This is a genomic window from Tahibacter soli (assembly GCF_025717065.2).
GTDB classification, from domain to species: domain Bacteria; phylum Pseudomonadota; class Gammaproteobacteria; order Xanthomonadales; family Rhodanobacteraceae; genus Tahibacter; species Tahibacter soli.
Window position 1 is genome coordinate 265163 of the sequence record NZ_JAOVZO020000001.1, and the last position, 14960, is coordinate 280122.

Annotated in this window: 9 protein-coding genes; 8 read left to right on the forward strand and 1 reads right to left on the reverse strand. The window is 67.3% G+C overall.

Features of this window, described 5'->3' with window-relative positions; genetic code table 11:
- Positions 1-222 precede the first annotated feature (222 nt).
- Positions 223-909, forward strand: coding sequence for a response regulator transcription factor (locus OD750_RS01240; protein ID WP_263544578.1), 687 nt, complete (start codon positions 223-225; stop codon positions 907-909).
- 20 nt (positions 910-929) lie between these two features.
- Entirely contained in the window at positions 930-2225 is a 1296-nt protein-coding gene (locus OD750_RS01245) for a sensor histidine kinase (protein ID WP_263544579.1), read from the forward strand.
- Between the two features lie 28 nt (positions 2226-2253).
- On the opposite strand, the gene OD750_RS01250 is transcribed toward OD750_RS01245, so the two are convergent.
- Positions 2254-3177 carry a branched-chain amino acid transaminase gene (locus tag OD750_RS01250; protein ID WP_263544580.1) on the reverse strand — a complete coding sequence of 308 codons (924 nt, stop codon included), beginning with the start codon at positions 3175-3177 and terminating at the stop codon, positions 2254-2256.
- 368 nt (positions 3178-3545) lie between these two features.
- Between OD750_RS01250 and OD750_RS01255 the strand changes: the two genes are divergently transcribed.
- From OD750_RS01255 to OD750_RS01280, 6 genes are all read left to right on the forward strand, one after another.
- Positions 3546-11855 carry a tandem-95 repeat protein gene (locus OD750_RS01255; RefSeq protein WP_263544581.1) on the forward strand — a complete coding sequence of 2770 codons (8310 nt, stop codon included), beginning with the start codon at positions 3546-3548 and terminating at the stop codon, positions 11853-11855.
- Between the two features lie 141 nt (positions 11856-11996).
- Complete coding sequence (locus tag OD750_RS01260; protein ID WP_263544582.1) at positions 11997-12506, forward strand: phage tail protein; 510 nt, start codon at positions 11997-11999, stop codon at positions 12504-12506.
- Between the two features lie 11 nt (positions 12507-12517).
- The gene (locus OD750_RS01265; RefSeq protein ID WP_263544583.1) at positions 12518-13024 is read left to right on the forward strand and encodes a phage tail protein; all 507 of its coding nucleotides are present in this window, start codon (positions 12518-12520) and stop codon (positions 13022-13024) included.
- Between the two features lie 11 nt (positions 13025-13035).
- Entirely contained in the window at positions 13036-13563 is a 528-nt protein-coding gene (locus OD750_RS01270; protein ID WP_263544584.1) for a phage tail protein, read from the forward strand.
- A gap of 290 nt (positions 13564-13853) precedes the next feature.
- Positions 13854-14372 (forward strand): hypothetical protein, encoded by a 519-nt coding sequence (locus OD750_RS01275; protein WP_263544585.1) that lies wholly within the window; start codon positions 13854-13856, stop codon positions 14370-14372.
- Positions 14369-14887, forward strand: coding sequence for a GNAT family N-acetyltransferase (locus OD750_RS01280; RefSeq protein ID WP_263544586.1), 519 nt, complete (start codon positions 14369-14371; stop codon positions 14885-14887). The genes OD750_RS01275 and OD750_RS01280 overlap by 4 nt, the downstream gene beginning before the upstream one ends.
- Positions 14888-14960: the final 73 nt, after the last annotated feature.

Below are 14960 nucleotides of genomic sequence, written 5' to 3' on the forward strand. Positions count from 1 at the left end.
ACTCCTGCCAACACTCCTTAGGTCAGGTTTGACGCGCAGACTACGGTAATCGGGGCAGTAGCTTTTTGGCCCAAGCGAGGTGTGTTCCCCCAATGGCACCTCCTTGGGCCATTTTCTTTTTGGCGCCCAGCCCGCGCGCCCTTTCGCCCGATTCGACGCACGCCTTCCTCGCCGCGTGCCGTCTTGCCTCCTTTTGGAAAGGGAATTCGTTAAAGTAGCCCTATGCGCGTACTCGTTATCGAAGACAACCGCGACATCGCCGCGAACATCGGCGATTTCCTGGAAGACAAAGGCCACGTCGTCGATTTCGCCGGCGACGGCGTAACCGGCCTGCATCTGGCCGTGGTCAACGAATTCGACGCCATCGTGCTCGACCTGACCCTGCCCGGCATGGATGGTCTTGAGGTCTGCCGCAAACTGCGGCAGGAAGCACGCAAACAGACGCCGGTGCTGATGCTGACCGCGCGCGACGCGCTCGATCACAAGCTGTCGGGCTTCGACTCCGGCGCCGACGACTACATGACCAAGCCGTTCGCGCTGCAGGAACTCGAAGCGCGGCTGTCGGTGCTCGCGCGGCGCGGCAAGGGGCCGCAAAGCCGCGTGCTGCAGGTCGCCGATCTCACGTTCAATCTCGATACGCTGACCGTCGCGCGCGCCGGCAAGCAGATCCAGCTGAACCCGATCGGCCTGAAGCTGCTGCAGTTTCTGATGGAGGCCAGCCCGTCGGTGGTCACGCGCCAGGATCTCGAACATCGCGTGTGGGGCGAAGAACTGCCCGACAGCGATTCGCTGCGCGTGCACATCCACGGTCTGCGCGCGGCGCTCGACAAGCCGTTCGACAAGCCGCTGATCCAGACCCGCCACGGCATCGGCTATCGCATGGTCGATCCGGACGCGGCCGTCAACTGATCGGCCGGCCGATCAGCGGTATGCGCTACCGACGCCGGTTACGAAGCCGTATCGTCATCTCGTTCGGCCTGTTCGGCATGGCGCTGACGGCGTTGTTCGCGCTCGCCGTCATCGCGCTGCGCGGTACGCTCGAAGACCAGTTGATCAACGATTCGCTGCAGAACGGCGTCAACCAGTTTCTCGACTTCAAGCGCCAGCATCCCGAAGAGGGCGCGCAGTTTCCGTTTTCGCCGATCACCGCGCTGATCGTCAGCGAGCGCAAGTTCGCCAACGTGCCGTTCGCCTGGCAGAAATACGGCACCGGCGTCTACGACATCGTCGAGACCGACGAGGGCGGCCGCGAACGTCCGTACAAGCTCGCGGTGCGCAAGGAGTCCGACCTCTGGGCGTTCTATCGGTACGACGTCGCGAAGGAGGAGCTCGGCGAACGCCAGCTGATCGGCGCGCTCGTCGTTGCGGTCACCGCGTTTTCGCTGCTCGCGTTCGTGCTCGGCTACTGGTCGGCGCGCCGCGTGATGCGGCCGGTCGCCGACCTCGCGGAGCGTCTGCGCGCGTTCAAGAACGGCGGCCCGGACGATGAACTCGCTTCGCACTATGCGAACGACGAAGTCGGCGAACTTGCGGCGGCTCTCGACGATTATCGCCGGCGTTTGACGGAGATGGTCGAGCGCGACCGCGAGTTCAACGCCGATGTCAGCCACGAGCTGCGTACGCCGCTCGCGGTCATCGCGACGACGGTCGAGTTGCTGCTCGCCGCGCCGAACATCAGCGACAAGATGAACGACCGGCTCAAGCGCATCGAGCGCGCGTCGCAGCAGTCGGCCGAGCTGACCGAGGCGCTGCTGCTCTTGTCGCGGCGCCAGCGCGAGGCGCCGAGCGACGGCGAAACGACCGATGTGGTCAAGGTCGTCGAGCAGGTGATCGAGGTCAACCGCACTCATCTCGCGAACAAGCCGGTCGAGGTCATACTCGAAGTCGAGGAACCGCTTGAAGTGGTCGCGCCGTCGTCGGTCGTCGCGGTCGCGCTGACCAATCTCGTCGGCAACGCCTACAAGTACACGCCGTCCGGCGAAGTGCGCGTGCGCGTCGGCGACGGCAAGGTGGTGGTCGAAGATTCCGGCCCCGGCATCAAGGCCGAGGACGCCGAGCGCCTGTTTCAGCGCGGCCAGCGCGGCGAGGGCGCGACCGGGAAGGGCGCGGGGCTCGGCCTCGCGATCGTTCGGCGCCTGTGCGAACTGTACGACTGGAAAGTGTCGTTGCGACCGCGCCCGCAGGGCGGAGCGGCGGCGACGCTGGATTTCAGGCTGCGCCGATAGTCGTCGACGCAGCCGCAGCGATCGCGGATCAACCCGCCAGCGGCTCCAGCCAGCCGTGCTTGTCCGGCGTCTTGCCGCTGAACAATCCGAAGAACAGTTCCTGGATGCGCGCCGTCACCGGCCCCGGCTTGCCCGTGCCCACTGGCTTGCCGTCGACCGAACGGATGGGCGTGATTTCCGCCGCCGTGCCGACCATGAACAGCTCGTCGCAAAGATACAGGTACTCGCGCGGCAGGTCGCGCTCGACGACCGTGAGGCCCGCTTCGCGCGCGAGCGTCATGACCGAGTGACGCGTGATGCCGTTGAGGATCGCGCTGGCGACCGGCGGCGTGTGCAGCGCGCCGTCGAACACGAGAAACAGGTTTTCGCCGGCGCCTTCGGACAACAGGCCGCTCGACGCAAGGGCGATGCCTTCGCCGAAGCCCAGGCGCCGCGCTTCGCGCGCGATCAGCTGGCCCGACAGGTAGTTGCCGCCGGCTTTCGCGCCGGCCGGCAGCGTGTTCGGCGCGAAACGCTGCCAGCTCGACACGCAGGCGTCGATGCCCGCTTCGAGCACGCCGGCGCCGAGATACGGGCCCATTTCCCAGGCCGCGACCGCGACGTCGGTCGGCGTTTCGGCGGAAAGACCGAAACCGCCGAGCCCGCGATAGGCGACCGGACGCAAATACGCTTTACCGAGTTGATTGGCGCGTATGACCTCGCGGCAGGCCGCGTTCAGTTGTTTCACGGTGTACGGCATGGCCATGTCGTAGATCTTGGCCGACTGGAACAGGCGCTTCATATGGTCGGTCAGGCGGAAGATCGCCGGCCCGTTCGGCGTTTCGTAGCAGCGGATGCCCTCGAACACCGACGAACCGTAATGCAGCGCATGCGCCATGACATGAACGGTCGCGTCGGCCCAGGGCTTGACGGAACCGTTGTGCCAGATGAACGGGGGGTACTGCATGCTCATGTCGGGATTCCGGCAGGCGGGGAAACGCAAAGCCTAGCCGTGCACCGGTCGTTTGCCTAGCTACTAAGGCGTACGGCGGGGAGGCGGCAAGGCGACGCGCGTGAGTGAGCACGAACTGCCAATTCTGTGCCTAACAACAGGCATTGACACAAATTTCCATTCTTTTTGGTTAGGATACGGCGTCGGATCTGACAGTGGTCTTGTCGGATGGAGGGAGTCTGGCATGGGGAGCATGCCAGGCAGGTCGTGCGGGACGACCGCCCATTGTTGCTCCGCATTATTCGTAAAGCGGCGGCGCGTGCGCGTTCGTCGCGTGCGCAACATTAGGGGATGGGCTCATGCGTACACGGAACGCCGGATTGGCGGCCTTGCTGTTTGTCTTCGGTCTGTTGACCAGTACAGGCGCGAGCGCCCAGACCTATACCTATTCGATCTACGTCGACAGCGACACGAACACCGGCACCGGCTGTGCCGTCACCGGGTTCGCAGGCGCAGACGTACGGTTGCAGGCCGAAGTCACCGGCGGCGCGACGCCTCAAGTCGTCGCGGTACGGCGCGCGAGCTGCAGCGGCGCCGCATTCGGTCCCGCGACCCAGGTCGGCGGCGGCTATCCGGTCGGCCTGAACAACGGCACCGGCGGCGCCGACGTCGTCGAACTCTCCGATTCTCTCAATGCGCTGCGGCCGACGGGTCAGCCGAACGCCCTGCGCATCGGCGTCGTCGCCGAAAGCGCGACCGGCCGCGACGAGCTCGTCGTCAACAACACCGGCGGTCCGATCCTGCTCGGCCTGCCGCAGCTGCCGATTCCGGCGCTCACCTGGCCGATCCTGTTGCTGCTCGGCGCGATCGTCGCGTTCTACGGTGCGCGCCGCGCCCGCAAGACGGCCGCCTGGCGCGTGCTGTCGGCGTTCCTCTTCGTATCCAGCGCCGCGATCGCGGCGAATTTCGCGACCGACGGACAGGTCGGCGACTGGGCCGGCCTGCCGCCGCTGGCAACCGATCCCGCGGGCGACCAGACCTCGTCGGAAAGCGCGATCGACCTTCTCGCCGTGTTCGGCGCGACCGAAAACGGCAACGCGTTCCTGCGCGTCGACGTGCGCGACCTCGAAAACAATCCGCCGACGGTGACGCCGTCGACGCTGACCGTGCTCGAAGACACGCCGGGCACCGCGACGCTGACCGGTACCGATCCGGAAGGCGCGACCATCACCTTCGCCATCGCGACGCCGCCGACGCTCGGCACGACCGGCGCGGTCACCCCGGGCGGCCCGACCAGCGCGACCGTCGTCTACACGCCGAACGCCAACGCGAACGGCAACGACAGCTTCACCTACACCGGCAACGACGGACAGGGCTCGTCGGTGCCGGCGACCGTCAGCGTGATCATCACGCCGGTCAACGACGCGCCGGCCTTCACGGCCGGCGCCAACGTCGCCGTGCCCGAAAACGCCGGCGCGCAGACGGTGACGGGCTGGGCGACGGCGATCTCCGCCGGCCCCGCCGACGAATCGACGCAGACCGTCAGCTTCACCGTGACGGTCACCGGCACGACCGGCGGCCTCACGTTCACGACGCCGCCCGCCGTCGCGTCGAACGGCACGCTGACGTTCACGCCCGCGAACGGCCAGTCCGGCATCGCCACGGTCAGCGTCGTCGCCGTCGACAACGGCGGCACCGCGAACGGCGGCATCGACACGTCGGCCGCGCAGACCTTTTCGATCAACGTCAACGCGATCAACCATGCGCCGAGCTTCACCGCGGGCGGTCCGCAGACCTCGCTCGAAGATGCCGGCGCGCAGACCGTGGCCGGCTGGGCCACGGCGATCAGCGACGGCGACGGCAACACGCAGACGCTGACGTTCAACGTCACGAACAATACGAACCCGGCGCTGTTCGCGACCGCGCCGGCGGTGTCGCCGACCGGCACGCTGACCTACACGGCCGCGCCGAACGCGAACGGCACCGCGACGATCACGCTGACGCTGCAGGACAATGGCGGCACCGCGTTCGGCGGCATCGACACGAGCGCGCCTCAGACGCTGACGATCAACGTCACCGCGGTCAACGACGCGCCGAGCTTCACCGCCGGCCCGAACCAGAGCGTGTTCGAGAACGCCGGCGCGCAGACCGTCAATCCGTGGGCGACGGCGATCTCGCCGGGCCCGACGGACGAAGCGGCGCAGACCGTCGCGTTCAGCGTCACGAACAATACGAACCCCAGCCTCTTCAGCGTCGCGCCGGCGATTTCGCCGACCGGCGTGCTGACCTACACGCCGGCGACCGGCATCAACGGCACCGCGACGATCACGCTGACCGCGACCGACTCGGGCGGCACCGCGAACGGCGGCGCCGACACGAGCGCGCCGCAGACGTTCACGATCACGGTGCAGGGCATCAACCACGCGCCGAGCTTCACGGCCGGCGGCCCGCAGACGTCGCTCGAAGACGCGGGCGCGCAGACCGTGGCCGGCTGGGCCACCGCGATCAGCGACGGCGACGGCAACACCCAGGCGCTGACGTTCAACGTCACGAACAACACGAACCCGGCGCTGTTCGCGACCGCACCGGCGGTTTCGCCGACCGGCACGCTGACCTACACGGCCGCGCCGAACGCGAACGGTACCGCGACGATCACGCTGACCTTGCAGGACAACGGCGGCACCGCGAACGGCGGCGTCGACACGTCGGGTCCGCAGACGGTGACGATCAACGTCACGGCCGTCAACGACGTGCCGAGCTTCGCCGGCGGCACCTCGGCCTCGGTGCTCGAAAGCTCGGGTGCCGCGACGTTCACCGGTTTCAATACGGCGATTTCCGCAGGTCCCACTGACGAGTCGGGCCAGACGCTCGCGTTCGCCGTCACGCCGACCGGCACGACCGGCAGCCTGACGTTCTCGACGGCTCCGGCGATCTCGCCGACCGGCACGCTGACGTTCACGCCGACGAACGGCACGTTCGGCACGGCGACGTTCAGCCAGACGCTGCAGGACAACGGCGGCACCGCGAACGGCGGCGTCGACACGTCGGCCGCGCAGACGTTCACGATCACGGTCAACAACGTCAACGATCCGCCGGTGTTCACGGTCGGCGGCCCGCAGACGGCGCTCGAAGATGCCGGCCCGCAGACGGCGGCCGGCTTCCTGACCGGCATCGCCGACGGCGACGACGGTACGCAGACGATCGCGTTCAACATCACGAACAACACCAACGCCGCGCTGTTCAGCGCGGGCCCGGCGATCGCCGCGAACGGCACGCTGACGTACACGCCGGCCGCGAACGCCAACGGCACGGCAACGATCACGGTCGTCGGCCAGGACAACGGCGGCACCGCGAACGGCGGCATCGATACGAGCGCGCCGCAGACGTTCGTCATCAACGTCACCGCCGTGAACGACGTGCCGAGCTTCACCGGCGGCACGACTGCCTCGGTGCTCGAAAGCTCGGGTCCGGCCACGTTCACCGGTTTCGACACCGCGATTTCGGCGGGTCCCGCCGACGAATCCGGCCAGACGCTTGCTTTCACCGTCACGCCGACCGGCACGACCGGCAGCCTGACGTTCTCGACGGCCCCGGCGATCTCGCCGACCGGCACGCTGACGTTCACGCCGACGAACGGCACGTTCGGCACGGCGACGTTCAGCCAGACGCTGCAGGACAACGGCGGCACCGCGAACGGCGGCGTCGACACGTCGGCCGCGCAGACGTTCACGATCACGGTCAACAACGTCAACGATCCGCCGGTGTTCACGGTCGGCGGCCCGCAGACCGCGCTCGAAGACGGCGGCCCGCAGACGGCGGCCGGCTTCCTGACCGGCATCGCCGACGGCGACGACGGTACGCAGACGATCGCGTTCAACATCACGAACAACACCAACGCCGCGCTGTTCAGCGCGGGCCCGGCGATCGCCGCGAACGGCACGCTGACGTACACGCCGGCCGCGAACGCCAACGGCACGGCGACGATCACGGTCGTGGGCCAGGACAACGGCGGCACCGCGAACGGCGGCATCGACACGAGCGCGCCGCAGACGTTCGTCATCAACGTCACCGCGGTGAACGACGCGCCGAGCTACACGCCGGGCGCGAATCCGTCGGTCAACGAAGATTCCGGCCCGGCGAGCATCGCGTGGGCCACGGCGATCTCGTCCGGTCCGGCCGACGAGTCGGGCCAGTCGTTCGGCTTCAACGTCGCGGTCGTCAGCGGCGGCGCGCTGTTCTCGTCGCTGCCAACCGTCTCGGTCGCCGGCCAGCTGAACTTCACGCCGGCCCCGAACGCCAGCGGCACCGCGACGTTCACGGTCACGCTGCAGGACAACGGCGGCACCGCGAACGGCGGCGTCGACACGTCCGCGCCGTCGACGCTGACGATCACGATCAACCCGATCGACGACGCGCCGGTTGCGGTCAACGACACGGCGACCGTGCTCGAAGACGCCGTTGCGACGGCGGTCAACGTGCTCGCCAACGACACCGACATCGACGGCGGCCCGATCTCCGTTACGTCGGTCACGCAGCCGCTCAACGGCATCGTCGTGATCACCGGCGGCGGCACGGGCCTGACGTACCAGCCGAACCCGAACTACTGCAACGCGCCTCCGGGAACCACGCCGGACCAGTTCACCTACACGCTGACGCCGGGCGGCTCGATCGGCACGGTGCAGGTCACCGTGACCTGCGTCGACGACAACCCGGTCGCGGTCAACGACGCGGCGACGATCACCGAGGACGATCCGGCCACGGCGATCCCCGTGCTCGCGAACGACACCGATGTCGATGGCGGTCCGATGTCGATCGTGTCGGTCACGCAGCCGGCCAACGGCGTCGTCGTCATCACCGGCGGCGGCTCGGGCCTGACGTACCTGCCGAACCCGAATTACTGCAACGCGCCGACGCCGGGCACGCCCGACACGTTCACGTACACGCTGACGCCGGGCGGCAGCACCGCGACCGTCTCGGTCTCGGTCACGTGCGTCGTCGATCCGCCGGTCGCGGTCAACGACACCGGTTCGGTCCTCGAGGACGCGGCCGCGACGGCGATCAACGTGCTCGGCAACGATTCGAACCCGGACGGCTCGCCGATCTCGATCGGCTCGGTCACGCAGCCGGCCAACGGCGTCGTCGTCATCACCGGCGGCGGCACGGGCCTGACGTACCAGCCGAACCCGAACTACTGCAACACGCCGCCGGGCACGACGCTCGACACGTTCACGTACACGATCAATCCGGGCGGCAGCACGGGCACGGTCACCGTGACGGTCACGTGCGTCGACGACCCGCCGACGGCGGTTGCCGACAGCGCGACGGTGCTCGAAGACGCCGCGGCGACCGCGGTCAACGTGCTCGCGAACGACACCGACGTCGACGGCGGTCCGAAGTCGGTCGCGTCGGTCACGCAGCCGGCGAACGGCACGGTCGTCATCACCGGCGGCGGCACGGGCCTGACCTACCAGCCGAACCCGAACTACTGCAACACGCCGCCGGGCACGACGCTCGACACGTTCAGCTACACGCTCACGCCGGGCGGCAGCTCGACGACGGTCAGCGTGACGGTCACGTGCGTCAACGATCCGCCGGTGCCGCCGGCGGTGCCGAACATCCCGGTGCACACGAACATCGCGATCGGCGTGAACGACGGTACGACCGGCGATCTGTTGATCCCGGGCGCGATCACCGATCCGGACAGCACGAACTTCGCGATCGGCACGGCGCCGGCGACGTCGACGAACGGCGGCGAGCTCGGCATCAATACGGCGACCGGCGCGTTCACGTACAACCCGCCGGCCGGCTTCACCGGCAACGACACGTTCACGTACTCGGTCTGCGACGACGGCACGCCGCAGCAGTGCGCGCCGGTCACGGTGACGCTGGTCGTTTCCGGTCCGCGCATCTTCTTCGTCGACGACGACGCGGTCGTGGTCGGCACGCGCGACGGCACGCTGCAGCAGCCGCTGCAGACGCTGACGGCGGCGGCCGGCGTCGCGACGACGACCGGCGACAAGATCTTCGTGTTCTCGGGCAACTACACGACCGGCATCACGCTCGCCAACGGCGTCGAACTCGCGGGCCACGGCCTCGACGCGACCACGGTGAACGACTTCGACGCGGAACTCGGCATCACGCCGCCGTCGAACTCGATCGCGCGTCCGCTCGTCGACCAGACGCCGCCGGTGATCACCAACGCGGCCGGCAACGGCATCACGCTCGGCAGCAACAACACCGTGCGCGGCGTGCAGATCGGCAATGTCACCGGTGCCGCGATCAGCGGCACCGGCTTCGGCACGCTGCGCGTGTACGACGACGTGCGCATCAGCACGAACGGCCAGGGCATCGTGCTCAACAACGGCACGTTCGACCCGACGTCGACGATCGCGACGCTCACCTCGTCGGGCGGCGTGAACAACGTGTCGCTGACGACGGTGAACGGCACGGTCAATCTCGGCACCGGCGCGCTCTCGGGCGCCACCGGCTCCGCGTTCGCCGTGATCGGCGGCAACGCCGGCATCACGTACGCCGGTACGATCAACAAGACGAGCGCGGGCCTCCTGATCGACGTGCAGAACAAGGCGACGGGCACGATCGCGCTGTCCGGCGCGCTCGGTGCGACGGCCGGCACCGGCATCAGCCTGAGCAACCTCGACGGCACGTTGAACGCGACGGGCGTGGTGACGTTGAACGGCGGCGACGCCGGCATCGACGTCACGACGAACTCGGCGGGTACGGTCAACTTCTCGAACACGGGCTCGTCGATCACCAACCCGACGAACGAAGCGATCGTCATCGATTCGTCGTCGCCGACGTTCACGTATGCCGGCACCATCAGCAAGACCAACACCGGCACGGGCATCCGCCTGTCGAACAACACGGGCGGCACGCAGAGCTACCCGGGTGCGATCACGTTGAGTTCGGCCGCGGCCAATGCGATCGACCTCAGCGCGAACGGCGCGACGACGATGAACTTCTCGGGCGCGGTGGGCATCACCTCGACGCTCGGCGACGGCGTGCGTCATCAGACCAGCGGCACGGTGAATTTCTCGGGCGGCCTGACGATCACGTCGGCGAGCGGCGACGGCATCGACGCGACCGGCGGCGGCACGCTGACGGTCACGGCGCCGGGCGCGGTCGTGAACACGATCTCGACCACCGGCACCGGCACTTCGCTGAACATGGCCACCACGCAGATCGGCGCGGGCGGCCTGACGTTCCGCAGCATCACCAACAACGGCACCGGCGCGAACGGCATCTCGCTCGTCAACACCGGCACCGCGGCGGGGAACGGCGGTTTGGTCATCACCGGCGTCGGCACGACCAACAACTCCGGCGGCACGATCAACAACCATAGCGTGCGCGGCATTCACACCAACGGCTTGAAGAGCCTCTCGCTGTCGAACATGGGCTTCACGTCCAACGGCACGAACCAGGATGCCGCGGCGACCTGCGGCGATGCGTTGAACGCCACGAACACGAACTGCGGCGCCGCCATCAACATGCTCGCCACGAGCGCGGTCTCGCTGTCGAACGTCGATGTCTCCGGCGGCACGCAGATGGGTATCAACGGCAACGACGTGAACAACCTGACGATGGACGACGTCACGGTGCAGAACGTCGGCGACGAAGTGCTCGAGGACGGCGTGCAGCTCGTCAACCTGCGCGGCACGGCGAACATCACCAACTCGTCGTTCACCGGCAACTTCCACCGCCAGTTCGAGGTGCAGAACCGCAACGCGGCGACGGCGCTGACGCTGACGGTGAACAACGTGACGTTCGATCGCAACACCTACGTCTCGACGTCGGGCCAGAACGTGCTGATCGCCGGCCACGGCACCTCGCAGCCGATGACGACGACGATCACGAACTCGATCTTCCGTCGCAGCTTCGGTTCGGCGATCACGGCGCAGGGCGTCGACAACGCGGCGATGACGTTCAACATCGGCACGGCCGGCAACCCGAACACGTTCACCGACAATTCGCTCGCGATGCAGTTCCTGACCGACAACGCGGCGACGATGAACGCGACGGTGACGAACAACACCGTCACGGTCACCGGCACCGTCACGTCGGGCGCCACGCCGATCACGTTCCGCAAGGGCACGAACGCGACGGGCCTTTACATCGGCACGTTCACGGGCAACACGATCGGCAACGCAGCGACGGTCGGTTCCGGCGCCAACTGCGGCGGCTGCAACGGCGTGTCGATCACGAACGAAGGTGCCAGCGGCGGGATGCAGATGACGGTCAGCAACAACACCATCCAGCACGTCCCGCAGCGCGGCGTGGAATTCCTCGGCCAGGCCAACGACACCGCGGGCGTCGTCGTGACGAACAACCAGTTCGCGTCGCCGGACGGCACGCCGGGCGTGCGCATCGGCCATGCGATCTTCATGCAGTCGGGTACGTCCGATGCCGACGGCAGCCAGCTGTGCGCCGACATCCAGGGCAATACGATTCTGCCGAACCCGGGCTTCTGGGACGCGATCACGAGCGGCAATATCCGTCTGCGCATCAACCCGGCCGAGGCTGGTGCACCGCTCTCGAACTTCCGGTTGCGCAACGTGGGAGGCACCGGTTCGACGACCGACGCCATCAACTACCTCAACGGGGCCAATACCAACGGACTCGCCTCGGCGACGTCGAACGGAATCGTGCCGAACTTCACCACCGGCACGGCAGCCTGCTTCTGATACAAAACGCACAATGAGAATCTTGGCGCCGGCTTTGCTAACGCAAGGCCGGCTCCGGGAAGCCGCGTCGCACGGAAGCGAGCGCAGCTGCTACGCAGTCGTTTCAATCCGACCACGCAACGCACCATCAGGGGAGGCGTCATGGCAGAGCCATTCTTAGCCGAAGTCCGTATCTTCAGTTTCGTTTTCGCACCCAAGGGCTGGGCGCTGTGCAACGGGCAGCTGCTGCCCATCAACCAGAACCAGGGGCTGTTCTCGCTGCTCGGCACGACGTACGGCGGCGACGGCCGCGTGAACTTCGCGCTGCCGGACCTGCGCAGCCGCGTGCCGGTCTATATCGGCGGAAGCTCGAGCTTCACGCTCGGCGAGCGCGGCGGCGAGCAGGCGCACACGCTGTCGATCGCCGAACTGCCGCAACACAATCACTTCGTCAACGCGACGTCGGCCGCTGCGACCATTTCCATCGCGAACGCCTCGTCGATGTTCGGTTCGGTCTCGTCGAGTCTGTACAACCCGGTGACGGCGCTGACCACGCTGCATCCGTCGTCGATCACCAACGTCGGCGGCAGCCAGGCGCATCTGAACATGATGCCGTTCCTGACGCTGAGCTTCTGCATCGCCCTGCAGGGCATCTTCCCGAGCCAGACCTAAGGAGCGCGACCATGGCACAACCCTATGTCGGCGAGATCCGCATGTTCGGCGGCAATTTTCCGCCCGCGGGCTGGATGTTCTGCAACGGCCAGCTCCTGCCGATCTCCGAAAACGAAACCCTGTTCCAGCTGATCGGAACGACCTACGGCGGCGACGGCGAATCGACGTTCGCGCTGCCGAACCTGCAAGGCCGCGTGCCGCTGCACCAGGGCAACGGCTTCATCCTCGCCGAGACCGGCGGCGCTGAGAGCATCACGCTGACGACACAGCAGATTCCGTCCCACAACCACGCGGTCATCGCGTCGACGACGCAGGCGCAGAACCAGCAGCCGACCAGCGCCATCTTCGCGCAGGCGCCAACGCTGCAGGCGTACCTCACCGAGGCGTCGAGCAACAACTTCGGCCCGGCGACGACGATCACGATGACCGGCGGCAGCCAGCCGCACGAGAACATGCAGCCGTACCTGTGCGTGAGTTTCATCATTTCGCTGTTCGGCATCTTTCCGAGTCCGACCTGAGGGGGCGAGTCATGGCAGATCCATTCGTTGCTGAAATCCGCATCTTCGGGTTCAACTTCGCGCCGCGCGGTTGGGCGACCTGCGACGGCCAGCTGTTGCCGCTGAGCCAGAACACCGCGCTGTTTTCGCTGCTCGGCACCACGTACGGCGGCAACGGCAAGAGCAATTTCGCGCTACCGGACATGGCCGGCAACGTGCCGATGCACTGGGGCCAGTCGACCACCGGCACGATCTACGATCTCGGCCAGACCAGCGGCTCGGCGACCGTGACCTTGCTCGAATCCGAGATGCCGGCGCACAACCACACGTTCCGCGTGGGCTCGGACATCGGCACGGAGAACTCGCCGGATCCGACGCGGGTGCTGACGTCGTCGAACAACGGCAGCGCGTACGCGCCGGCCGGAACGACGCCGGTCGTGCAGATGAACTTCCAGGAACTGACGCTGACCGGCAGCGGGTTTCCGCACAACAACCTGCAGCCGTATCTCACGCTGATGTTCTGCATCGCGCTGCAGGGCGTGTTCCCGGCCCGGCCGTAAAGGCACTTTCGCGTCGGCCCGCGTCGCGGGGCGCGGGCCGGTCGCGTTCGAACGTCAAACTTTGTGACTGGTACGGATCGTGCTCGGCAGCGCGGGTCGCGGCGTAAAATGCCGCTTACCGCGAGCCCGAGGACCGGGCTCGTACCAGGGGGAACAACATGAAGCGTCGCGATTTCCTGGGTGCGCCCGTCGCACTCGTCGGACTGGGTCTCGCGGCCGGTGGTTCACGGGTTGCGCAAGCGGCCGGTGTTACCAGCGGTACCATCACACCCGGTAGTGCGTCATTTTCCGTGCTGCGCCTCGTCGGCAGCGCGCTCGAGACCGAAGCGTTCGGCGGCTGGCAGGCGGCGTGGCCGCAGGTTGCCGCGCTCACGCGCGCGCGCGTCGTCGTGCACGGCTACGTGCGCGGCTCCACGAACACGCTCGGTGCCGTCGATATCGAATCGGTGTTTTTCAACGAAGGCAAGATCAACACGGCGCTCGTCTATGCCGTGTCGGCGCAGGCTGCCGGCAGCGGCAGCGGGCAGGTCGGCTTTTACGTCAAGGCGCCGCACTTCGCCGGGTTTTCGATCACGCCCAAGGCGAGCGGCGCGGGCCGCACGTCGAAGGGACGCGAGTCGATGACCGTTGCGCTCGGTGATGCGGGCGGGCATCTCGCGCCCGGCTTGTACGTGATGGTGCTCGAAGGCGGCAAGCCCGTCGACGCGTCGCAGTTCGTCTTCACGGGCTACAACGAGCGACCGCTGGTGCTGAGCAACGGCGCCGCGCCCGACAGGGACTACCTCGCTTTCAGCGTGGAGGAAGCTTGACCGGCGGCGGCACGCTGGCATCGCGCCTCGCGGCGCTGTGTCCGGATGTGTCGCTGCGCGTCGAGACCGACGCCGATCGCGCGTTTCTGTCCGACCTGTACGCGTCGACGCGAGACGACGAACTGGCGCACGTGCCGTGGGACGCCGCGACGAAGCGCGGCTTCCTCGGCGAGCAGTTCACGCTGCAGCATGCGCACTACGTCAAGAACTACGTCGGCGCCGAATTCGTCGTGATCGAGCAGCACGGCTTGCCGATCGGGCGGATCTATCTTTACCGCAAGGGCAGCGAGATCCGGCTGATGGACATCGCACTCGTGCCGGAAAAGCGCGGGCAGGGCATCGGCCGCGCGCTGGTCGAAGCGCTCGCGCGGATCGCGCGCGACGATGGCGCCGAAATCACGCTGCACGTCGAGCCGAACAATCCGGCGATGAAACTCTACGATCGCATGGGTTTTCGGCTGATCGAAAACCGCGGCGTGTATCTTTTCCTCGGCCTGAAACCCGAAGCCGCCTGAAAGCGCAAACGAAGCGACGCTCTCGCTTTTCCGGAGGCCCCTTAAGTTAAGGGGCCGGCCGAATGCGCAGTGC